The sequence below is a fragment of the Salipaludibacillus keqinensis genome (assembly GCF_003226325.1).
Lineage (GTDB): Bacteria > Bacillota > Bacilli > Bacillales > Salisediminibacteriaceae > Salipaludibacillus > Salipaludibacillus keqinensis.
Window position 1 is genome coordinate 321,159 of record NZ_PDOD01000002.1, and the last position, 21,876, is coordinate 343,034.

Here is a 21,876-nt window from a genome sequence, read left to right on the forward strand (position 1 = left end):
GGTAGCGTGAACGTTCTCTACGACTAGAAAGAGGTTCTATCATTTACCTACTATCTGAATTTCGCTTTCAATGCTATCTCTACCTCTGGGGGAACCAAGTCATGAACTGGCGCACCGTATCTTGCCACTTCTTTTACAATGCTTGAACTTAAATAGGAGTATTTATTGTTTGTCATCACAAAAAAGGTTTCAATATTTTCATCAAGTTTCCGGTTGATCGCAGCCATTTGCAATTCATATTCGAAGTCCGAAACGGCACGTAATCCTTTGATAATAGCATTCGCTTTTTTCTCTTTCACATAATCAATTAACAACCCGTCGAAACTGTCAATCTCAACGTTTTCAAGAGATTTCGTGGACTCTTTTAACAATTGAATCCGTTCTTCAACAGTAAATAAAGGTTGCTTTTTTTGATTATTTAACACAGAGACAATGACTTTATCGAACACATTGGCCCCGCGAGTAATAATATCGACATGACCTAACGTGACAGGATCAAAACTACCTGGTACCACTGCAATACTTGCCATTACAATTCCTCCTTTGGACGATTAGTTAAAATGGTTACCGTTGTATCCCCATAAGACTCTTCACGATCAAGTGAATACGAAGTACCATGGTCTGATAGTGAAAGTTTGGATGTATGCTCTAGTACAATGACCCCTCCATCCACTAACAGATCATGTTCATCGATGAAAGAAATTTCCTGTTTTAATTGCTGTTTCGCATAAGGAGGATCAAGAAAGATGAGATCAAACTTTCTCTCTTTTCTATGAATAGCTTTCAAGGCTCTTTGTGCATCGGTTCTAAATACTTCCCCTTTGGATTCTAGTTTGGCTATCTTTAAGTTTAAGTGTATCGTTTCTATTGCTTTTTTATCCCGATCCACAAAAACAGCCTGGTCCATCCCCCGACTGAGTGACTCTATTCCCATCGCTCCACTTCCAGCATATAAGTCGAGCATGACTCCTCCTTGGAAATAGGGTCCGATCATGTTGAAAATAGACTCCTTCACCTTGTCTGAAGTCGGTCTTGTCGTGTTGCCTGGCACACTTTTTAATGTTAGGCCTTTTTTATCTCCACTAATTATTCGCATAAACCTCACCTATCTACTGATTATCGTTGTTCTATCTTATCATAATGGAAAATGATGAAAAAATGAACTCTAGCTGCTTCAACCAAATAAATCATTCGATCAAAGTATAAACTTTCCACATACGTTCATAATAAAGGTAGCAACATGATAATCCATGTTGTGGACAACCGCGGAGAAGACTTACGTTTCCCCATAAGTTCTTCCTCCGGTTTCTCCTCTCCCATTGCTTTGGCTGATCGGGTTTACCGGTCTGCGTAAAAGCAGCCTGTAGTAAATTACTACAGGTTCTTTCTTTTTATATGGACAAAAGGAATCACTTTCCACCAAACGATCGCCACATTCATACATAACAAGACAGTGGAAACGACAAACAAACTGCGAATCCCAAACCCTCCTGCTAACCAACCACCGGCAACTGGTCCTATCATCGTTCCTAAATACATCGCGCTATTAGAAAATCCATACGTTCGACTCTCCATGCCTTCAGGAGAAACATGACGAATTAACGTGTTAATGGAGGGCAGTAAACCACCTAGAGACAACCCTAGTAAAAATCGCAACCCTACAAGTTGCCAGTAATCTTGCACAAAGGCTTGAGGTAACGTCACTAAAGTGGCAAATATCAATGAAATTAACAAGACCTTCTCTGCACCTTTACGATCACTTAATCGACCTAGAATGGGACTTGAAGACATGTTCGCAAATCCCATCACCGACATGACCAACCCAGCATAGAAGGCAACATTTTGACCAGGGGAGAGTTCTTGTACGAAAATGGACAGGAGTGGATTGATTCCGATTAGCGCGCATTGAACAATAAATAAAACGACAAACAAGGAGAAAACAGGCTTGTTGGAGATAATCTTCCTAAAATCTTGTCTTTGTGTTGTCGGCTTTTCGTTGTCTTTTTTTTCAAAGTCTTCATGAACAAAAAACAAAACGATGAGAGCCGCAAATAAAATGGCTATTCCTGTTACATAAAAGATCATCCGAAATCCAATCAGGTCAGCCATGAATCCTCCAAACAGCGGGCCGAAAATACCGCCAGCAACAGCTGAAGCTTGGAGTAAGCCTAGAGCTTGCCCAACTTGCTTCTTCGGTGTCGTAATCGAAATTAACCCGATAGAAGCAGGAATAAAACCAGAGATAATCCCGTTCAAAAACCTTAAAATTAACAGAGACCATGGACCCGTTGCAAATCCCGTTAAAATGATGACAATGGCCATACCAAAACCTGACCGGAGAACCATCAATTTTCGTCCATGCCGATCGGCCAACTTTCCCCAGAAAGGAGAGAAAAGGAAAGCGGATAAAAAGTTAATCCCGAAAATAACCCCGGTCCACCTGCTTATATTGTCATTTCCTGATACTCCTAATTCTTGTAAGTACAAAGGTAAAAAAGGAATAATCATGGTCATGGAACCCATCACAAAAAATTGACAAATCATGAGTATGTATAAATTTTTCTTCCACTTCTTCACTTCTATCCTCTTCTTTCTATAATGCAAACAAAACTGATAAAAATAGTGGCTGGCGTGGATATTAAACAGGAAGTACTCTCATTGTTTTCAAGTGCTATCTACTCGAAAACGGAGTTTAGATCGCTAGTTGGCGACGTTCAATCCTTTTTCCATTCGTGAACGTAACTAAACTCCCTAGTTAACGACGTTTACCCCTTTTTCTCTTTGCGAACGTAGCTAAACTCCCTAGTTAGCGACATTCACCCCTTTTTCTCTTTGCAAACGTAGCTAAACTCCGTAGTTAGCGACGTTCACCCCTTTTTCTCTTTGCGTACGTAGCTAAACCCCCTAGTTGACGACGTTCACCCCTTTTTCTCTTTGCAAACGTAGCTAAACTCCGTAGTTAGCGACGTTCACCCCTTTTTCTTTTTGCGAACAACTTGTCCGGATAACAAATCTAAAAAGAAAAACCTTCAGAGGTACTCTGAAGGCTAAATTCCCATTTTATAATCGTCCTTCTTCGCCTTTTGAGGCACTGAATTTTGATATTCTGTCTTGATCCAAGGACGCATAGACATAGATACTTTCTTCACAAAATGAAAAGACTGCAATTTATTCATTGTTTCTTCTGCTCGTTCTTCATCACAGTAAAGAATGACATACTTCATTTTTTTAGATACGTAATGGATGTTGCCGAAACGTTTAATTTGTTTCACTTGTTTCAATGATTGAACCCAAACGGCTAATCCGACACGACCTCTAACCATAGAAAATTCTCCTTTACTAGCACTTTAGTAATAACATTTATGCAAGGATATAGCTTCAAGTTAGCCGCATCCACAACTGCCGCCTGAACCACATCCACCAGCACATCCACTGGATTGGTCAAAAAATGGATTGCCAGTAGGTACTTTTATTTCAGTAGAAACACTATGGGCAATAATTGCACTTACTTCATTGAGCATACTCTCTAATTCTTTTTCACTCGCCTTATATTCAGCAATCAACGGGTGTGTATCAACCTTTCGTTTATATTCACGGACTTCAGAAGTAATTTTACGAAAATCAGGGTGATACTTCCCAAATCTTTGCACTTCCTCATATTGTTCTTTTAATCCGCTAAAATGTCTTAGCATGGATTGAGCTTCACTATTTTGCTGTACCTGTTTTTTTATTTCTATATAGTTAATGAAAACATCCGAAGAAAGGATGATTTCGCTAAAATCATGGGACTCTTGGAGAATATTTACATCAGTCATAGTTGTCACCATCTTTTAACACCTCCACTGTATAAGTATACCACGAATCACCATGGGAACGAAACTTCGGAAAGCGAATAAACTCACACTAATTTAGTCTCTTCGGTGTTCGTCGGTAACCTGGACGATCAGCAAAGCCCTCTTGGGAGATCCCCTTTTAAGTATTTTTTTTCAAAATAAAACAGGCGACGAAACTATGTTTCGTTCACCTGTCTCATCATTTCAATCATCATCATCGCCAGATTCATATTTTTATGAATCTGTTCCATTCTTTGTGGTAACGTCTTCCCGAAATACACATTTGCTTCTTGAACCATTTGCTTTAATAGATCTGGATCTCTCCCTAATTTTCGATACCAAGCAGGATGTAATCTCAAGTATTGGTGAAGCTCGGACTTGGAACGAATCACTTCATAAACTTCGGGTCGCATAGACTCCCTCCTCTAACTAATCTTCCCAAAATGAGAAAGGAGACTGCTGTTCAGGTCTTGGAGGCGGTTCTGGTGTTTGCTGTTGCTTGAATTGACTTACCAACTCCTGAATAGACCCTACAACGGTACTGAACTGAGCCAAATGATGTTGTACATCATTTAAATTCATTTTCTTTAGCATACCTAAGAGATCAACGTCACCCGCTTTATCTTCCGTTTCGCCTTCCGTCTCCTTCTCTTCACCAGTCCCTTCTTCCTCGCCACTGGGTTTGTATGATTCCCAGATGTCGTCTTCTTCTCCAAACAACATCCACTCTTCAAATAAATCTTGCAACGTCTTATCACCTGAATTCACGTCTCTTAATACATAAGGGTTTTCTTTCACAAAAATTTTAAACTTCTTCACATCCGGATGTAAGGATTGACTCACTTCCTTCACCTCTCTCATATCACTGCCATTTACTACATCATAATTAAATGGAGAGAAAGGTGTGCGCCTATTTTTATCTGGGTGTAATAAAATTTTGTGTGTAATAATCTTCGTAAACCCCAGCCCCTAAATGAGTCAGATCTTCACTTAAGAGGTTAACTCTATGCCCTTCGCTGTTCAACCATCCTTCTACAGCAGCAATGCCATCCACGTACCTTGCTGCGATGTTTTCAGCAGCCATTCTATAAGATACATCATCACTCTCTAACCGGTCTTTAAGTTCCCCGTGATTGGGAGAAGTATGAGAAAAGTATTCATTGTCAAACATATCTTTGCTATGATAATAGGCTGTTTCTGCCGCCTCGCTATGCCAGCTCAAGAGATCCAATTCATGTCTTTCTCTAATCTTATTACTTAAATCAAAAATTTGTCTTGCTTGGCTTTCATCCCATTCCTCTTTTTCTTCACCAGTTAACTGTTCTTTTTCGGGAAGCTCCCCCGTGTATTGCAAGGAATACGGTCTATGTGTAAGAAGGACTTCATCATTCAAATACCTTACTGAAGATAATTGGTTCGTAAACGTGTCAAAATATAACTGCGCCCACACCCCATCTTCTATTTGAACAAGTGGCCTTGATCGGAGTTCTGTCTCTGTTAGTGTAAACGTATAGGATGAGAGACCCTGTGTCACCGTTTGTTCCGAATCAAAAGAGTAAATGTCAGAAACTGTCTCATACTCTTCATTTATTCCCATATCTTTTAACTGGACAGCTTCACTATTAGTGAAAGCTGTAACGACTCCCTCTTCTGATATACCAAATTGTTTGTACCTATCTTCAAATTGATACACATGCCAGTCATATCCATAGGGAGTAACGTCCACTCGATCCGGGTCGCCTAAATCATCGACAAGCTTCTCTTCCTCTTGACCGATCCATTCATGTAAATCTCCCTCTGAACTACGGAAGACTTCATTGCTCTCGTTTTCATCCGTATTCTCTTCTTCTTCCTCATCCGGAGCTAGAAATTCTGATTCTGCCTCGAAGTTCGGCTCCAGTGTCAGTTGAAGTTCAGGTCTATCCTCTGTGGACAGCTCATCTAACAAATCATATCCTATATAAGCTACGCTTAAAAAGACGATAAATGTAATTAAAAATGCGAGGAACGGCTTCATTCCCGTCACCCCTTTCCTATATGATGATACTCCATTCAAATTCATCTTACCTGTTTTCAAAGAAAAATGAAAAGAGAAGACCTTATTCATACGTTCGAAGGCCTTCTCATGATGCTTTATTTAATTATAGACTGAATTTAATGGTGGTATTCAGGACGTTCTGATATTTCTGTTAAAGCAATCGCTGCATTATGCTCCGTTGACGTGTGAATAGCCAAATCACCTAATGAGACGATCCCGACTAACTGGTTCCCTTCAACTACGGGCAACCGTCTGATTTGATTTTCTGCCATCAGTTTCGCAGCTTCACCTACCTCCATATCAGGAGTGGCTGTAAATAGGTGATCACTCATGAGCTCTTCTAATGAAGAAGAGTTAGGGCGTTTTTCAGCTACACCTCTCACAACAATATCACGATCTGTAATCATCCCTAGCAGTTGACGTTCCTGGCAAATAGGTATTGCCCCTACATTTTGTTCTTTCATTTTCACGGCCGCTTCATAGACGTTGTCTACTGGAGAACACGTATCTACTGTTTCGGTCATGATATCTTTTAATGTGGTCATCGTTAATTCCTCCTTTTCAGATTCATTTATATCCTTTCCTTTAAACCCAGAAAATATTTTTCCATGTTTTAACGTGGTATCGTTGCAACGGGAGTGAATTCGTAATATTATAAGGAAGAGTTAATAAATTCTCCATGGATTCGGAGTATTTATTTAATAACTTTAGCGGAATTTCTAACGAGATGAATCTTTTTGAACAAAACCATTTAAACATGCCATTCTTTCTTAATTATTTCTCTGTATAACCTGTTGTTGATGATCTAACCGTTCTTACATTGATCATGTTAGTTTTGTCAAAAGTAAAATGTTTTACTAAAACATATAGAAAAAACCATTTCTCATCAATTACAGCGTCTTACAGACAAAAAACAAAAGAAAGATCGATTTCTAGGAGGTAATAATTATGAAGTTTCAAGAATCTGGACTGGAAAGTCTAATCATTGAATTCCAAGTTTTAGAAGAAATTATGGAAGAAGCAGGGTTTCATAACCAATACGATTATGAGCGTATCACGTTTGATTATAAAATGATTGATCAAGTTCATGATGATGTTTATTATTTGCGCGTTCCTGCTCACGTGGAAGACGGTGAAATTCCTTCGCCTCACGCAACAGTTAAGATGATGGTTCCATATGTAGGAAAACATTACTACCCGCATGGTGTCGAATATGACGAAGAATTTCCGAAAAAGGTCATCGATAAGTGTAATAAAAAAATCGAACTTATTTTCGAGAAAATTAAAAGCGAAGCCATTTAATTTCAAACATTTCTACATAGAAGGATGAAAATCTTGGCTTGATGCTCTTCACTCCAAGAGGCTTACTGTCCGTAAATACGGATAAAAGATTGTCTTGACAATCATCCGCTTTCGATACAGTCAATTTAGGCCTCATTTAGCCTAGTGTCTCTATCGAAAGCTTTTTTTTACACCTTTTTATTTGATACTACTCTACCTTTCTAAAGTGACGTATGTTCATCAATCATAAAAAATTTTCCTACTATAAATGATTTAGCTGCGTCGTCATTCATAACGAAACGAGAAAGGGGCATTCCGTTGACACCACAGACAAAAAAGAAATATTTCTACATAGCTTTAGGGATTTTAGTTACTGCCCTGTTCATCTATTTCGTTTTACCTGTATCTATCCCACTTATTTTAGCGCTAATCACAGCATTATTTTTATCGCCAGTAGTCAATGGTTTAGTGAATAAGGCAAAGCTTTCCCGAAGTCTAGCAGTATTTATCATCTTTATCTCATTCTTGCTATTGATTGCTCTCGTTGGATATTTTACGTTTACGAGAGCCTTGACACAATTGAATTCATTCGTAGAAAATCTACCTATGACCATCAATGAAATCAATCTCGCTTGGATGTCTTTATTAGAAAATTTGCGTCTTCAGTTCGATCAGTATTCTGCAGATATTGTGAAGGAAATTGATGCAGCTGTAACAACTCAGCTATTGGAAATGAGAGACCGATTGCAAAACATCAATATTATAGGTTACGCTACGAGTATTTTAGTCAGAATACCATCCTATATTGTTTCTTTTCTTGTGTATTTAATTGCATTGTATTTGTTCCTTCTAGATTTACCTAGACTAAAGACGAAATTATTTACATACATGTCTGAAGAAACAGCTAAGAAAGTTAGTTTTATGTCGGGTAGATTGTCATATGTGATATTCGGATTTTTCAAAGCTCAGTTCCTTGTCAGTATTATCATCTTTATCGTCACTTTCATCGGACTATGGTTTATCGCACCAGAAGTAGCGTTAATCATGTCCATCTTCATTTGGTTAATTGACTTCATTCCAATTATCGGCTCGATCGCCGTCCTTGGTCCGTGGGCAGGCTACCATTTAATCGCAGGAAATACGGCCTTGGCTGTTCAACTATTAGTATTAGCAGCCGTGCTATTAACAATTAGAAGAACCGTAGAACCGAAAGTAATGGGACACCATATCGGTTTATCTCCTTTAGCCACACTGATCTCACTATACATTGGTTTAATGCTCTTAGGCGCCGTAGGGTTCATCGTCGGACCACTTGCTGTCATTCTATTTACAAGCGCGCGCGAAGCAGGAATCATTAAAATGAATGTCAAAATTTAACAAGCGTTCAATATACAAAGAAAAGACAACTCCTACCCTGTAATCGGTGTAGGAGTTGTCTTTTCTAAATTCCGCTTAGAATGACGTGAATTGTTTTAATTGCAGCATGGAACCGATTGACCCCACAGAGTACAGAAAAACCTTCGCCCATAAACGAAGGTTTTTCTCAATTACACTTAAATTGTCCCTAGAATGGCTCGAAATAACTGCGTTGTTTCTCCTGGAGGATAAATGATGTACAACAAGAAGTAAACGGCGATCCCAGTCGTCGCAGAAATAAACCATATAATCGATGTGTAAGGTCCTAATTTACGATGGATCGATAGATTATTCTTGTATCCTGAGACCAACTGAATGATCCCTAGAACAGCCGCAATCGTTGCCATGGAAATATGAAACAGTAGAAAAATTCGATAATACGTCTCCACATCTTCAGGCCCTCCGAAGGCCGTACTGCCAATAAAAAATGTTTTAGATAAATATGTAGCAAAGAAAACTGAGGCAAGAACGGCTGCCCAAAACATCACTTTTCTATGAGCATCTATCTTCCTCTTTGCGATCAAATACCATCCTACCGCAACAAATATGGCACTCAGCGCAATAAAAACGGTACTTATAAATGGCAAAAACGTAGCCATATTTCCCACTCCCTCTATTATCTTTAGCTTTGTAAGAGATTCACTAAAAGTGAAGGAAAAGCTCCCCTTGATTCACATAAGATTTCCCTCAAAGCTACTCCCCCGAAAAATTTAGTCAATTCATGATAATACGTTCAATGTGAAACAATCACACAAACCACATTATATATGAAAACAAAAGCTCATTTCAAGAAAAAGTACCTCCTTAGTGGGAGGTACTTTTTAACTTAATATTTAACTACACCTATTAAGAGCATCAATGTCGCAACAGTTAAAGCTGCCACGAATAATCCAGACCAAATCATAACATTGACCCAGCCTGTGCCTTTCGCATTCATGTGCATGAAGAAATAAAGCTGAAGAATCACTTGCACACTCGCTAAAATCAAAATAAATGGAATGGCAAATCCGCTTGGCACAGCATCACTTGCTATGGACAAAAATGCCATTGAAGTAATGAAGATCATAAACACAAAAGAGATAAGCTGCGTTCTCATCTCATTTTTCAGTTTTCGTTCTGTACTTTTTGATGGTTTCCCTTGAAGAGGAGCACTAGGATCTACATGAGAGCTCATTTGATCAACCTCCTATTCCTAATAGATATACAACAGTGAAGATAAACACCCATACAACATCAATAAAGTGCCAATATAGTACTGCTGTATAAAATTTAGGTGCATTCGTTAACGTTAATCCTGATTTTCTGTAACGAATTAACAAGACAGTAATCCATGATACACCGAAAGCTACGTGGGCTCCGTGAGTACCAACGAGTGTGTAAAAAGATGAAGCAAATGCACTCGTGGTAAAACCTAACCCTAGATGATAGTACTCATAGAATTCGTAAATTTCAAATCCTAGGAACGCAACCCCTAAAAGGACGGTTGCCCACATCCACATGAGAAGTCCTTTGTAATTCCCTCGCTTCATGTTAATAACTGCGAACACACTCGTTAAACTACTTGTTAAAAGGATCATTGTCATAATGAACACGAGGTCCAAGTGGAACAGATCGCTTGGTCCCGGACCGTCGACAACCCCATCACGAAGTCCTAAATACGTACCGAACAAACTACCAAACAGGACGGTTTCCCCACCAAGGAAAAACCAGAATCCTAAATATTTATTTCTGCCTTCCAGTGTCGCCTTCTCCGGATTCGGAGGAAGGGTGTGTTGTTCTACCGCTTGATGATCAGCCATAATTAACCCTCCTCCTTGTCACGTTTAATTGCTTCAACTGGGATATGATATCCATGATCCTCTTTAATAGATCGAACGAACATGGCACCAAAAGTGATCGCAAACCCTACAATTGTCAGAGGATGAACTAAATAAATCAATCCGAATGCTGCAACGACAAGACCTAATGACATAACTACCGGTAAGATCGTTCCGTTCGGCATATGAATGTCTTCTAAAGGTTCCGCAGCTTTCATTTTTCCATCACCTTCGTACTTCTCATGCCAGTAAGCGTCTAACTCACGAACTAACGGAGTTTGCGCAAAGTTGTACTCAGGAACTGGTGTTGGTGTCGTCCATTCTAATGTACGACCATCCCATGGATCTGCCACGTTTGTGCGATTCTTAGTGGAAACGAAAATACACACAAGTAGCAAGATAAAGGCGACTGTCATAAGGAAAGCACCCATTGTACTAATAAAGTTCATACTATCTAACCCTTGACCTGGAAGGTATGAAGCCACACGACGAGGCATACCCATCAAGCCTAAGAAATGCTGAACAAAGAACGTTAAATGGAAACCGATTAAGAATAACCAGAAGAACCATTTTCCTAACGTTTCGTTTAAACGATAACCGAACATTTTTGGCCACCAGTAGAATGTACCGGAAAAGAGACCAAATACTACCCCTCCAATAATAACGTAGTGGAAGTGGGCTACAACGAAGTACGTATCATGGAACTGATAGTTCGCAGCACTTGTTGCAAGCATAACACCTGTTACCCCACCCATAACGAAGGAAGGAAGAAACCCTAAGGCAAATAAATTGGCTGTTGTAAATTGAATACGTCCGCCCCATAGGGTTAACAGCCAGTTGAATATCTTGATCCCTGTCGGAACGGCAATCGCCATCGTTGCAACAGCGAAAATTGCGTTAGCTACTGGACCCATACCTACTGTAAACATGTGGTGAGCCCAAACCATGAATCCTAAGAAACCAATGATTAACGTAGCGAATACCATCGCGGAGTAACCAAATAATCTCTTTTTAGCAAATGTTGCCAGGACTTCTGAAAAGATCCCGAAAGCAGGAAGTATTAAAATATAAACTTCAGGGTGACCAAATATCCAGAATAAATGTTGCCAGATAATGACATTTCCGCCGAAGTCAACGGCAAAATACGTTGCTCCAAAAAGTCTTTCTAACATTAATAATAATAATCCAATTGTTAAAGCTGGGAATGCGAATAAAATTAACATGGAAGCCACGAAAGAACTCCACGTAAATAATGGCATTCTCATCATGCTCATTCCTGGTGCTCTCATATTAATAATCGTTACGAGGAAGTTAATCCCCCCAATAAGAGTACCTGCGCCACCGATTTGTAGACCTAGAACATAATAATCTAGACCGTGACCTGGAGATTCACTAGACAACGGAACATATGCTGTCCAACCGGCATCTGGAGCGCCTCCGACAAACCAACTGACATTCAGTAAGATTCCTCCGAATAAAAACAGCCAGAAACCTAAAGCGTTTAAGAAAGGAAATGCTACGTCACGTGCTCCAATTTGGAGCGGAATGATAAAGTTCATAAAACCAAATAAGAGAGGCATGGCTGCTAAGAAAATCATTGTCGTTCCATGCATCGTTAATAATTCATTAAAAGTTTGCGCCTGAACAAATGTAAATTCAGGAAACATGAGCTGAATACGCATTAATATTGCTTCCAAGCCACCCAAGGCGAAGAAAAATGCTCCCCCGGCCAAATACATAATCCCAATTTTCTTGTGATCGACCGTGGTCAGCCAGTCCCAAATAACATTTTTAGACTGAGCCTTTTCATAAGACACGTGTTCATACCCCCTTTTACTACCTATTCTTCTTCAAGTATTTTTAATTCGTTGAGATATTCAATAAGTGCAGCCATTTCTTCATCATTAATTGCCTCATGATCAAAGTTAGGCATTTCATTGCCAGGCTTGTATTCTTGTGTATCTCGTAACCATGCTTCTAAATTCTCGTCAGTAGGATCCATATAACCTGCGAGAACTTCTCTTTCCCCATAGTTCGTTAAGTTAGGTCCGATATTTCCGCCATCATCTCCAACAGCATGACAACTAATACAACTTTGTTCGAAAACACCGCGACCATCAACAGCTACTTCGCCTTCTGGCTCTGTCACATTGGATGGTGGTTCAGCCATGTTACTAGCCCATGTTTCAAAAGTATCTGGATCAACGGCAATGACTTTAAAGTCCATTAACCAGTGGGAAGGTCCACAAAGTTCTGTACATTTCCCCATGTAAACACCTTCTTCAGGTGCTTCGAACCACATATCATTTTGAATGCCTGGAACATTATCTTGCTTACCAGCTAAGGCTGGAACCCAGAATGAATGCTGAACATCACTTGATTGAAGTTCAATAATAATCCTTGTATCTGTCGGGATATACATATCTTGCCCTGCTGTGATGTCATAGTCAGGATATGTGAACTCCCACCAGAATTGGTGAGCCATAACTTCCACTACTACGTGGTCCATCTCTCCATCTTCACTTTCTTCTCCCTCTTCATTAACACTCACATCTGCAAGCGTGAACGTGTCCATCACGTTCGGAATCGCTAACATTAACAAGAGCAAGATCGGAATTGTCGTCCAAATTGTTTCTAACGTTCGATTCCCGTGCACTTGTTTTGGAATATGAGTATCGCCTGGACGTTCTCTGAATCGATAAAGAACAAAAATGTAAATTGCAAATACGATAACAAGAACGAAGATCATAATATACAAGCTGAGCTGGATTAAGGAATATTGCATTTCTGCAACCGGACCTTGTGGATCAAGAGCAGATAAATTCTGCACTCCACAACCAGACATCAGCAAGATGAGAGATAATGGAAGTAACCGCCATAAATACTTCATCTCGTCACAAACCCCTCTTTCTGTACTGAATATATTTTTTAAAACATGTGAACGATAACCATAAGCACAAACATAACTGTTAGATAGTTAAGCGAATAGATAAACATATGTTTGGCCCATTTTAAATCATCTTTCATTTTCAAACCGGCTAAACCAAGAACTAGCCAGCCTCCTCCTAATAAAATAGCAGCTGTTGTATAAACGACACCGAAATCGGCCACAAATAACGATACAGGAATTAATGCAGCGATATACCAAATGATTTGGCGTTTCGTAAGTGCAAACCCTGCTACGACAGGAAGCATTGGTATTCCAGCCGCTTTATATTCATCCGCCCGCTTCATAGCAAGTGCCAAGAAGTGAGGTGGCTGCCATACAAACATGATTAAGAACAGAGCCCATGCAAATGGGTGTAATCCTGGATCTATAGCTGCCCAACCAATAAGCGGAGGAACTGCTCCAGCAAAACTGCCGACAATCGTATTTAGTGTTGTCGTTCTCTTCGTCCACATCGTATATAAAACGACATACGTGATCAGCCCAGCAACCCCTATCACTGCGGCTACGAAGGTGGTCATTGCAAGAAACGCTGTACCGCCTATGGATAAAGCCAAGCCATACGTAAGCGTTTGTTTCCCCGTCAACTGACCATTCACTGTAGGGCGTTCTTTCGTTCGCTCCATTAAGTGGTCAATATCGCGGTCAATGTAATTATTTAACGCACACCCACCAGCTATAATCAATGCTGAGCCAAGTAAAGCTAGAAAAGCATTTAAAGGGTCAGCCCCTAAAGTCGTACCTGTATAATAAGCTGCCAAATATAACCCTGCAAAAGTGGTAATTAAATTTGACATGACGATCCCCGTTTTGGAAATGGCAAGATACTCCCGCCAACTTGCTTGTTTGCTTTCTTCGACTGCATCCACATGTTCGAACGTATTCACTGATGAAATTGTGGTCATTTTACTCAATTCGTTCACCCCCCTAATGTGATCATCTTTCCATAATCAAACCATGTTTCTTTATTTAAGTCTAACCTTTTGCACCTAAATCTTTAGAAAAATAAGTAAAGGATTAGTAGAGAAAATACTATTCTCTGAAAACTTCAACAAAAGAAACGAAAGTTGATAAAGAATAAACTTAAGTCATCCATTCACATTATAAAGCAAGATTCAGTGATTTTCATCACATTTTTTTGATAAGTTCTCCTAACCTTTACTTTTAGTGAGAAAAAAGTCGAAATCCACCTTTGCACTGTAGCTATATTATATAATAGATGTTGAATCGATTGAAAGTAATTTTTCTGGAAGTCCCCATAAGATCTGGCAAACAAGTTCCGTTGACTTTTTTACAAAGAATTCATAAAATGAAGGTCGAGTTCTTATTTCGCAAAGGATAGGTAGATAATTTTTTAAAATAACTTTATTATACATTTTAAAGTAAAATGTATTTAAATAGGAGAAAGACGGTGGAACGATGCTTCGATTTCTAAAAATATTTGGTGTAATGACAACGTTCGGAATGCTCGTTGTGATTATTCAAGGGGCTCTCGTCACGCAGACAGGATCAGGAGATGCTTGCGGCGCAGAGTGGCCTCTATGCTATGGACAACTCATTCCTGAGGATCCTACGATTCAGACATTGATAGAATATACCCATCGTCTCGTATCAGCGATCTTAGGACTTATGGTCATCATACACGCCGTTTGGAGTTGGATTTCTCTTCGCCAGATGAAAGAAACGAAATTATTTTCTATTTTAGCCGTAGCATTTATTATTTTCCAAGGTCTATTAGGGGCAGCGGCCGTTGTTTGGGGACAATCGGATGCGGTCATGGCGCTTCACTTTGGGTTCTCATTAATCTCATTTACAAGTGTATTATTGTTGACGATCCTCGCCTTCGAATACGGTAAAGATAAATCTTACACTGCACCATCGATGACTTCAGGAATGAGAAAATATTTTTATTTCACATTAGCTTACGTTTATGCTGTTGTATATACAGGCGCTTATGTGAAACATACAGAATCTGGCGCTGCTTGTGGTGGTTGGCCTCTTTGCAACGGCCAACTGATTCCCGAGTTAGAAGGAAGAACGCTGATTCAATTTGGCCATCGGGTGGCTGCAGGGGTTCTTTTCTTAGTCATTATTGGATCGTTATTTATGATTTTGAAGAACTACAGAGGTGAAAAAACTCTTGCTTATTCTGTGATTATTAGTTCGATATTTATTACTTTGCAAGTTATAAGTGGAGCGTTTGTTATTTTCACTGGTTTCACATTAAATGCTACACTCACTCATGCCTTCCTTGTAAGTCTTTTGTTCGGTTCTATCAGTTACACAGCGTTACTAGCATACCGTTCCCAAAAATAGCACGCATAGAAAAAGCTGGCCTTTTATAGGCCAGCTTTTTCTGATTTATTTACCTAAGAATGCCCGAAGCATCCATGTATGTTTTTCAACCGATTGACGAATTTCAATTAGCATGTCCGCTGTAGTTTCATCATCTGCATCCTCTTCTAAAGCTTCCACATCTTCTTTTAACTCTTTAGCTAGTTGATCAAAGTCACTGATCAACGCTCTCACCATTTCCTCTGAATTTTTGTCCCCTTCTGCTTCTGCAATCGTCGATTGATTAAGGTATTCCTTCATCGTTGCGACCGGCTTCCCTTTTAATGCCAGAAGGCGTTCTGCAAGCTCATCAATATGACCTGCCGCTTCGTTGTAGAGCTCTTCAAATTTCTCGTGTAACGTGAAGAAATGTGGTCCTTTTACATACCAATGATAGTTGTGCAACTTTACAAACAACACGTTCCAGTTTGATACTTGACGATTAAGAATTTTTGCTGTCTTCTCATGTGCCAATTCGATCAACTCCCTAAGTAAGTTCATTTCTAGTGCGTTCTATACAGTGGAAAAGGGATCCCCCTAGACCCTCCTCCAACATAAATTATAGCGAAAGGATTGGAGAATTCCAAGAGAATGAGCATATTGTCACAGGACCGACAAATTCGATTGAGCATAGAAAGCATTCACAAGAGGGTAATAGTTTTTGATAATTAGAAACACAAGGAGAACAGGACTAGGGGTTCTCTCTATGGCGGTTGCGAAAATTGTCGAATATTGTTATGCGAACGAATACTGAGGCTATACAGCGTAACTTCAACTCTCTACGAAATGAACTTCGAACCTATATAAACGAATTGGCGTTCTATACGATTGAACTACGATTCTATATGAACTAATTGTCCTTCTATAAGATCCAGATCCGATTCTATCAGACCTATGTTTCTAATTTCAGCATAGAACTATGAAATTTGTGCATAGACTCTCTATTTCACCTCTCCCAAACTAACATTACGCTCAACACAAAAAAACCAAGCACACAGGAATCTGCGCGCTTGGAAAGGAACTATTTTTACTTTCTGTTCATAGAAGCTTCATGGAGAGATGATAATTCCTTTTCCAATTGCCCTAACAGTTTCTTGCCATCCTCTTCATTAACAAGGTTTAATCGAATAGCAAAGTCAATTTCTCGTGATAAACCGAACATTTGAGTATCTAAAACCTCTTCATAAAGCGGACATTGAGGCATCGTTAGATTGGTCATCTGAACTTCAATAAGCTTTAATATTTTTTCCGCATCTTCTTTAAGAAGGGCATAAGCTTTCTCGCTTTGTTCGGATAGGGTTTCAATTGACATGCGAATCCCTCCTGTTCATCTATATGTCACTCTGTCTATACTTGAAATAACTAATTCTTCATATCATTGTATCTCTTCTTATATTATCTGTTCTGTTAAAAAAATGCAACAGATCGTTTAGAATCACGTTTAAAAGATACTTAAATTATATCGTTGTGATAACGTTTCTAGTAATTTCATGCCGGCAATACTATTTCCCTTCTGATCTAAAGCAGGACCGTAAATACCAATTCCCGGTCCATAAGGTACAGCCGCCATGATTCCCCCTGAAACACCACTTTTAGAAGGAACGCCTACTTTAATGGCAAATTCACCAGAAGCATTATACATGCCACAGGTAACCATAAATGTTTTGATGATTCGTGCGATATGAAGAGGGATGATTGGACGTTCGGAAGAAACATGGCGTCCTTCATTAGCAATGACATAAGCCATTTTAGCTAAATCATCACAACTAACTTCGATCGCACACTGTTTCGTGTACAATTCCAAGAGAAGTTCAATATTCCCGTCTACGACATCATGCTGTTTTAGAAAATAAGCAAGAGATCGATTCAAATAAGCCGTATCGTATTCCGATTGAGCAATCTTCTCATTATATTGAATCGAAGTGTTCCCCGTCAATTCATGAATAAATGATAGAAGCCTCCCTAGTTTCTCATCAACTGTGCTCCCTTGGATCATATTAGTCACTGCTAAAGCTCCGGCATTAATCATTGGATTTAGCGGCTTTGACGGACTGTGGGTTTCCAGTTTAATAATTGAATTAAACGGATCTCCTGTAGGCTCTTTCCCCACTTTGGCAAACACCCCCTCCTCTCCAATATCCATGAGTGCAAGGGCCAAGGTGATAACCTTGGATATACTTTGAAGTGTAAACATTTCCTGCGTATCTCCAGCAGACGCACAAGTTGATCCTCCTTCATAAATCGCTAAGGAAAGGGTTTCGGGATTAGCGTCACTGAGTGCAGGAATATAATCTGCGACCTTCCCGTATTTCGTAAAGTGAAGGGCTTCTTTAACCATGACATTTAACGCTTCTGAATCTCGACAAATACTCATAAACTTACCTCCAAATAGATCTCATCCGTTCAATTAATGACAAACATCTTTTTCACCTCTATACTGTAATGGAAAGGAGAGTGAAAGTAAACGATGTCATCTATGATTGTTTCCATTAGAGGTTTAGTTAAACACCCGATTACTCTAGATCCTGGGGTGTGGATTTTCGATGATCGGAAGGTAGATTTGAATACATATTTTCTTGAGGAAAGAGAAGAAGGATATGATCCTTCCTTCGAGCAAATGGGCCGCGCGTGGGACCAACAGCGACAAATGGGGGCCAAACCCCAGTCTAACGGCAATCGAATCCACGTGGACAAGAAAGACTTAACAGAGAAATCTCTTGGAGTTCCATTAGCCCCCTTTTTAGAGAACGCATCTCCACTGTCTCATAGTGAGAGTGTACGTTTCGTGCGCCATGGTGAGTATGAAGATTTTAGTTGTTCCTTAGAAGAAGCAAAAAAATCCATTTTAGGCTTCTCCCATAAAGGCAAGCCATTGAAAGAAAATGGACCGATTCACTTTTATTATGACGACGGTTCAAACTATGATCATCCCGTCACTCATATTGAATCAATTATTGTTGAGTAATAGAGCGGTGTCCAAAAGTCAGACTTTTGGACACTTTTTTCAATCGCTTTTTTACTTTTGCTTAATAAATATTTCTTTACTTGTATTCAAAAGAAATGTCCCAGCTCGACTTTTCCTTAGAGAGACGCGCTTACTCCCTCAAAGTATTTTGTTAAAACAGAGTCGGCGTTTATAGTAAATCCGCAGCTAATTGAGCCAACCCCGAACGTTCTCCCTTTTCCAACTTAATGTGTCCTGATTCAGATAAGTGCTTGAATCTTTCTGTCACATACGTCAGTCCATTCGTATACTCATCCAAATATGGGTGATCAATTTGCTTAGGATCTCCCATTAACACAATTTTACTTCCCTCTCCTACTCTTGTCAGAATCGTCTTCACTTCATGTTTCGTTAAATTCTGTGCTTCATCAATTATGATAAATTGGTCCGGAATGCTTCGCCCTCTAATATACGTTAAAGCTTCTACTTGAATGGATGACATTCCCGCGAGAATTTGTTCTAATTCAGCCGCTTTATTTGTGTTGAACAGAAATTCCAAATTATCATAAATCGGTTGCATCCACGGACGAAGTTTTTCTTCTTTTTCTCCTGGAAGATATCCGATATCTTTTCCCATTGGAATGACTGGCCTTGCAACTAACAATTTTTTGTATCGATTTAAATCCTCCGTCTGGTAAAGACCCGCAGCTAATGAGAGCAACGTTTTCCCTGTACCTGCTTTCCCTACCATCGTCACTAGAGGAATATCTTCACGAGTTAATAATTCCAGAGCCATTTTTTGCTGAACATTTCTTGGTTTGATCCCCCAAGTCGCTTCGAATTGATTAACAAATAATTGAAGATGGGTCCCTTTGAGGTTCATCACCGCCAACGCTGATCGAGTACCATTAGAACTATCTTTGAAAATGTAAAAATGATTTGGATATTTGTGTTTCGTTTGGATATTATCTATCGGGATCTGTTTCTTTTCGAAGAGCTCATCCATTTTCTCAGGTTCAAGCCAACTCTCTTCATACCCTTGATACATTCGGTCAAATTGGACAATTCGATCAGATAGAAAATCTTCTGAACGTAATCCAAGAGCATCGGCTTTCACTCTTAATAGAGCGTCTTTACTAACGAGGACGACAGAACGGGTCTTCTCTAAACTTAAATTAAGTGCGACGGCAAGGATTCGATTATCATTTGTTAATTCAAAGAAATGTTTTTTCATTTGATCAAACGTTCGATGATTTAACTCTACGACTAATGATCCTCCATTAGGTAGTTTAACTCCTTCGTGTAGCAACCCTTTGCCTCGCAGGTCATCTAACAAACGAGCTACCTCCCTAGCATTTCTACCAATTTCATCCATATACCGTTTTTTTGAATCTATTTCTTCCAGCACAACGGCAGGAATAATCACCTCATTTTCTTCAAAAGAATAAATTGCCAAAGGATCTTGCAACAGGACATTCGTATCGAGAATGTAAGTTTTAGCCAATTGGTTCCCTCCCAATAATAAATATATTCAAGCTGGAACGTGGGGATGATTATATTCTATTCAAACAAGTATATTCATGATCACGATAACAAAGACTAAATCTAAATATTATAGAGAGTGAGGGTGACAAATGAGCAAAAATGTTGTTATGACTATATTATTAAGCAGCTTAATCATAGCAGGGTGTCAGACAAATGGAGACAATGGAAACTCCTCCAATACAATAGAAGGACAAACGACCGATGGTTCACGTCAAGAGCTTCAGTCATTCAACGAAGTGGCAGATCATTTAGCAGAACTTGCTGTCAGAGTCCCGGAAGTAAATCATGCAACAGCAGTTGTGTTAGGACCTTACGGAATCGTTGGGATTAATGTTGATGGGGATCTAGATCAATCCCATGTAGGCTCCATTAAATACCAAGTAGCCGAAACCTTAGCAGATGATCCCTATGGGGCCAACGCTGCTATAACAGCTGATCCTGATGTCGTGAATAGAATAGCAGACATGCAACGAGAAGTAAGAGACGGACAGCCTTTAGACGCGATAGCAGATGAATTCGCGGCTATTTTTGGACGAATCCTTCCTGTTGTCCCAACGGACGAACATTTGACTGAAGACCCACTAGAATCAAATAGTAAAGATCCTTCAAATGAAAACCGCAAAGAGCTTGAAGATACTCAGCGGAAACAAAGCAAAGGAAAAGTGGGCACACACTAGAGAGCTTTGTTTGAAATGATGGCGTTTAAAACGTCATCGTTGATTTATAAATGTGCATATGAACGATCCTAAATAGTAAAAAAAACGATGCTTACATGTCAAAAACATGCAAAGCATCGTTTTAATTATTTTTTCATTGCGCTCATCACTTGATTATCTAACTTCTCGGCCGCTTCTTTGTCGTAAGTTTTCTCATATTTTGGCTCTGTCGTAATTCTTGCGCCATAAAACATGACATCACGAACTTCTGCGACTGAAATTTCGATTAGTGCTAATTTCAGAGGAACATCTTCCATTTTTTCACTCAATACCTTTGCCTCTCCTGTAATGGAGTATGTTGAACCAGCCCCAACTACAGTCAAAGTAACAAGGGGTTGTTTCTTTAGGTTTTCTACAATACGTGACCGATTGTCTACGGAGAACCTCACATGTGTTTCGTCTGATGCATATACCCATGAAATGGCATTCACATTTGGCCCACCTGTTTCGTGATCAACCGTTGCAATGGTAACGTAGCGTTCTTCTCTTAAAAGTGGCAGGAGCTCTTCTGTTAATGTTGTTTCAACTTGATTAGCCATTTGTCTAAACGCCTCCTTTTTCATCCTTACAGTTATACTATACCTATATTTCGTATATCTTAAAACCATTCTAACAAAATTGGAGCGTTTTTGTTGGAAAAGTTTCCTTATAGATTGTCATACCACGGACAAGGAACCTTATACCATGAAATAGATTCCGAAAGGTCTATTAAAAAAGGGTTACCACTCATGTTATACTGAATAAGAACGATCGAATCTATTATATTGAAGAGGTGCGCTATGAGAGTAAAATGTGTGATTTGCGACGTTGTAGAATCAATAGACAATGATTTACCCTTAGCAAAGAAACTTCGAAACAGACCTATACACACTTATATGTGTGAAACTTGCCATAGCAGGATTGAAGACCGAACAATGGAACGGAAAGACACAGGAAAATTCAAAGAAAACAAACCACAAGAAGAAACAGACGACTATATTTAGCATTTTTGGCTAAATCATCAAA

At 39.4% G+C, this 21,876-nt stretch carries 26 protein-coding genes; 6 read left to right on the forward strand and 20 right to left on the reverse strand.

Translation table 11 applies throughout. The features are described 5' to 3' along the window. Positions 1–50 precede the first annotated feature (50 nt). The 9 genes from coaD to CR194_RS08750 form a co-directional block, all read right to left on the reverse strand. Entirely contained in the window at positions 51–530 is a 480-nt protein-coding gene (gene coaD / locus CR194_RS08710; protein WP_110609291.1) for a pantetheine-phosphate adenylyltransferase, read from the reverse strand. Further along, positions 530–1,096: a 16S rRNA (guanine(966)-N(2))-methyltransferase RsmD gene (gene rsmD, locus CR194_RS08715; RefSeq protein ID WP_110609292.1), complete on the reverse strand. Its 567-nt coding sequence runs from the start codon at positions 1,094–1,096 to the stop codon at positions 530–532. The genes coaD and rsmD overlap by 1 nt, the downstream gene beginning before the upstream one ends. Positions 1,097–1,374: 278 nt before the next feature. Next, the gene (locus CR194_RS08720) at positions 1,375–2,544 is read right to left on the reverse strand and encodes an MFS transporter (protein ID WP_233254286.1); all 1,170 of its coding nucleotides are present in this window, start codon (positions 2,542–2,544) and stop codon (positions 1,375–1,377) included. A 503-nt stretch (positions 2,545–3,047) separates the two neighbouring features. Further along, positions 3,048–3,323 carry a YlbG family protein gene (locus CR194_RS08725; RefSeq protein ID WP_110609294.1) on the reverse strand — a complete coding sequence of 92 codons (276 nt, stop codon included), beginning with the start codon at positions 3,321–3,323 and terminating at the stop codon, positions 3,048–3,050. 60 nt (positions 3,324–3,383) lie between these two features. Next, positions 3,384–3,827, reverse strand: coding sequence for a YlbF family regulator (locus CR194_RS08730; protein ID WP_110609295.1), 444 nt, complete (start codon positions 3,825–3,827; stop codon positions 3,384–3,386). Positions 3,828–4,009: 182 nt separating this feature from the next. Next, positions 4,010–4,246: a YlbE-like family protein gene (locus CR194_RS08735; RefSeq protein WP_110609296.1), complete on the reverse strand. Its 237-nt coding sequence runs from the start codon at positions 4,244–4,246 to the stop codon at positions 4,010–4,012. A 16-nt stretch (positions 4,247–4,262) separates the two neighbouring features. Further along, the gene (gene ylbD / locus CR194_RS08740; RefSeq protein WP_158282211.1) at positions 4,263–4,652 is read right to left on the reverse strand and encodes a spore coat protein YlbD; all 390 of its coding nucleotides are present in this window, start codon (positions 4,650–4,652) and stop codon (positions 4,263–4,265) included. 97 nt (positions 4,653–4,749) lie between these two features. Continuing rightward, positions 4,750–5,850, reverse strand: coding sequence for a CAP domain-containing protein (locus CR194_RS08745; RefSeq protein ID WP_158282212.1), 1,101 nt, complete (start codon positions 5,848–5,850; stop codon positions 4,750–4,752). Between the two features lie 137 nt (positions 5,851–5,987). Next, complete coding sequence (locus CR194_RS08750) at positions 5,988–6,416, reverse strand: CBS domain-containing protein (protein ID WP_110609299.1); 429 nt, start codon at positions 6,414–6,416, stop codon at positions 5,988–5,990. A gap of 403 nt (positions 6,417–6,819) precedes the next feature. On the opposite strand from CR194_RS08750, the gene CR194_RS08755 reads away from it, so the two are divergent. Next, entirely contained in the window at positions 6,820–7,173 is a 354-nt protein-coding gene (locus CR194_RS08755; protein WP_110609300.1) for a YugN family protein, read from the forward strand. Positions 7,174–7,470: 297 nt separating this feature from the next. Then, positions 7,471–8,529: a sporulation integral membrane protein YtvI gene (gene ytvI, locus CR194_RS08760; protein WP_110609301.1), complete on the forward strand. Its 1,059-nt coding sequence runs from the start codon at positions 7,471–7,473 to the stop codon at positions 8,527–8,529. A 176-nt stretch (positions 8,530–8,705) separates the two neighbouring features. On the opposite strand, the gene CR194_RS08765 is transcribed toward ytvI, so the two are convergent. The 6 genes from CR194_RS08765 to cyoE form a co-directional block, all read right to left on the reverse strand. Continuing rightward, positions 8,706–9,167 (reverse strand): DUF420 domain-containing protein, encoded by a 462-nt coding sequence (locus CR194_RS08765; protein WP_110609302.1) that lies wholly within the window; start codon positions 9,165–9,167, stop codon positions 8,706–8,708. A 227-nt stretch (positions 9,168–9,394) separates the two neighbouring features. Then, positions 9,395–9,742 carry a cytochrome C oxidase subunit IV family protein gene (locus CR194_RS08770; RefSeq protein ID WP_110609303.1) on the reverse strand — a complete coding sequence of 116 codons (348 nt, stop codon included), beginning with the start codon at positions 9,740–9,742 and terminating at the stop codon, positions 9,395–9,397. 4 nt (positions 9,743–9,746) lie between these two features. Next, the gene (locus CR194_RS08775; RefSeq protein ID WP_110609304.1) at positions 9,747–10,367 is read right to left on the reverse strand and encodes a cytochrome (ubi)quinol oxidase subunit III; all 621 of its coding nucleotides are present in this window, start codon (positions 10,365–10,367) and stop codon (positions 9,747–9,749) included. 2 nt (positions 10,368–10,369) lie between these two features. After that, the gene (locus CR194_RS08780; RefSeq protein WP_408640758.1) at positions 10,370–12,124 is read right to left on the reverse strand and encodes a cytochrome c oxidase subunit I; all 1,755 of its coding nucleotides are present in this window, start codon (positions 12,122–12,124) and stop codon (positions 10,370–10,372) included. Between the two features lie 101 nt (positions 12,125–12,225). Next, positions 12,226–13,275: a cytochrome c oxidase subunit II gene (gene coxB, locus CR194_RS08785; RefSeq protein ID WP_110609306.1), complete on the reverse strand. Its 1,050-nt coding sequence runs from the start codon at positions 13,273–13,275 to the stop codon at positions 12,226–12,228. Between the two features lie 38 nt (positions 13,276–13,313). After that, positions 13,314–14,237 (reverse strand): heme o synthase, encoded by a 924-nt coding sequence (gene cyoE / locus CR194_RS08790; protein ID WP_110609952.1) that lies wholly within the window; start codon positions 14,235–14,237, stop codon positions 13,314–13,316. Between the two features lie 514 nt (positions 14,238–14,751). Between cyoE and CR194_RS08795 the strand changes: the two genes are divergently transcribed. Further along, positions 14,752–15,648 (forward strand): COX15/CtaA family protein, encoded by an 897-nt coding sequence (locus CR194_RS08795; RefSeq protein WP_110609307.1) that lies wholly within the window; start codon positions 14,752–14,754, stop codon positions 15,646–15,648. 45 nt (positions 15,649–15,693) lie between these two features. On the opposite strand, the gene CR194_RS08800 is transcribed toward CR194_RS08795, so the two are convergent. The 3 genes from CR194_RS08800 to glsA form a co-directional block, all read right to left on the reverse strand. Further along, positions 15,694–16,167, reverse strand: a complete 474-nt coding sequence (locus CR194_RS08800; RefSeq protein WP_110609308.1) for a Dps family protein — start codon at positions 16,165–16,167, stop codon at positions 15,694–15,696. Positions 16,168–16,693: 526 nt separating this feature from the next. Further along, positions 16,694–16,978, reverse strand: coding sequence for a YlaN family protein (locus tag CR194_RS08805; protein WP_110609309.1), 285 nt, complete (start codon positions 16,976–16,978; stop codon positions 16,694–16,696). Positions 16,979–17,107: 129 nt separating this feature from the next. Continuing rightward, complete coding sequence (gene glsA / locus CR194_RS08810; protein WP_110609310.1) at positions 17,108–18,040, reverse strand: glutaminase A; 933 nt, start codon at positions 18,038–18,040, stop codon at positions 17,108–17,110. 93 nt (positions 18,041–18,133) lie between these two features. Between glsA and CR194_RS08815 the strand changes: the two genes are divergently transcribed. After that, positions 18,134–18,631, forward strand: coding sequence for a peptidyl-prolyl cis-trans isomerase (locus CR194_RS08815; RefSeq protein ID WP_110609311.1), 498 nt, complete (start codon positions 18,134–18,136; stop codon positions 18,629–18,631). Between the two features lie 169 nt (positions 18,632–18,800). Here CR194_RS08815 and CR194_RS08820 read toward each other — a convergent pair whose 3' ends face one another. After that, positions 18,801–20,114, reverse strand: a complete 1,314-nt coding sequence (locus CR194_RS08820) for a PhoH family protein (RefSeq protein WP_110609312.1) — start codon at positions 20,112–20,114, stop codon at positions 18,801–18,803. A gap of 130 nt (positions 20,115–20,244) precedes the next feature. Between CR194_RS08820 and CR194_RS08825 the strand changes: the two genes are divergently transcribed. Continuing rightward, on the forward strand, positions 20,245–20,832 hold the full coding sequence (locus CR194_RS08825) for a YhcN/YlaJ family sporulation lipoprotein (protein WP_110609313.1): 588 nt from the start codon (positions 20,245–20,247) through the stop codon (positions 20,830–20,832). A gap of 125 nt (positions 20,833–20,957) precedes the next feature. On the opposite strand, the gene CR194_RS08830 is transcribed toward CR194_RS08825, so the two are convergent. Beyond that, entirely contained in the window at positions 20,958–21,410 is a 453-nt protein-coding gene (locus tag CR194_RS08830; RefSeq protein ID WP_110609314.1) for a pyridoxamine 5'-phosphate oxidase family protein, read from the reverse strand. A gap of 240 nt (positions 21,411–21,650) precedes the next feature. Here CR194_RS08830 and CR194_RS08835 point away from each other — a divergent pair, with 240 nt between their 5' ends. Beyond that, positions 21,651–21,854: a YlaI family protein gene (locus tag CR194_RS08835; protein ID WP_110609315.1), complete on the forward strand. Its 204-nt coding sequence runs from the start codon at positions 21,651–21,653 to the stop codon at positions 21,852–21,854. Positions 21,855–21,876: the final 22 nt, after the last annotated feature.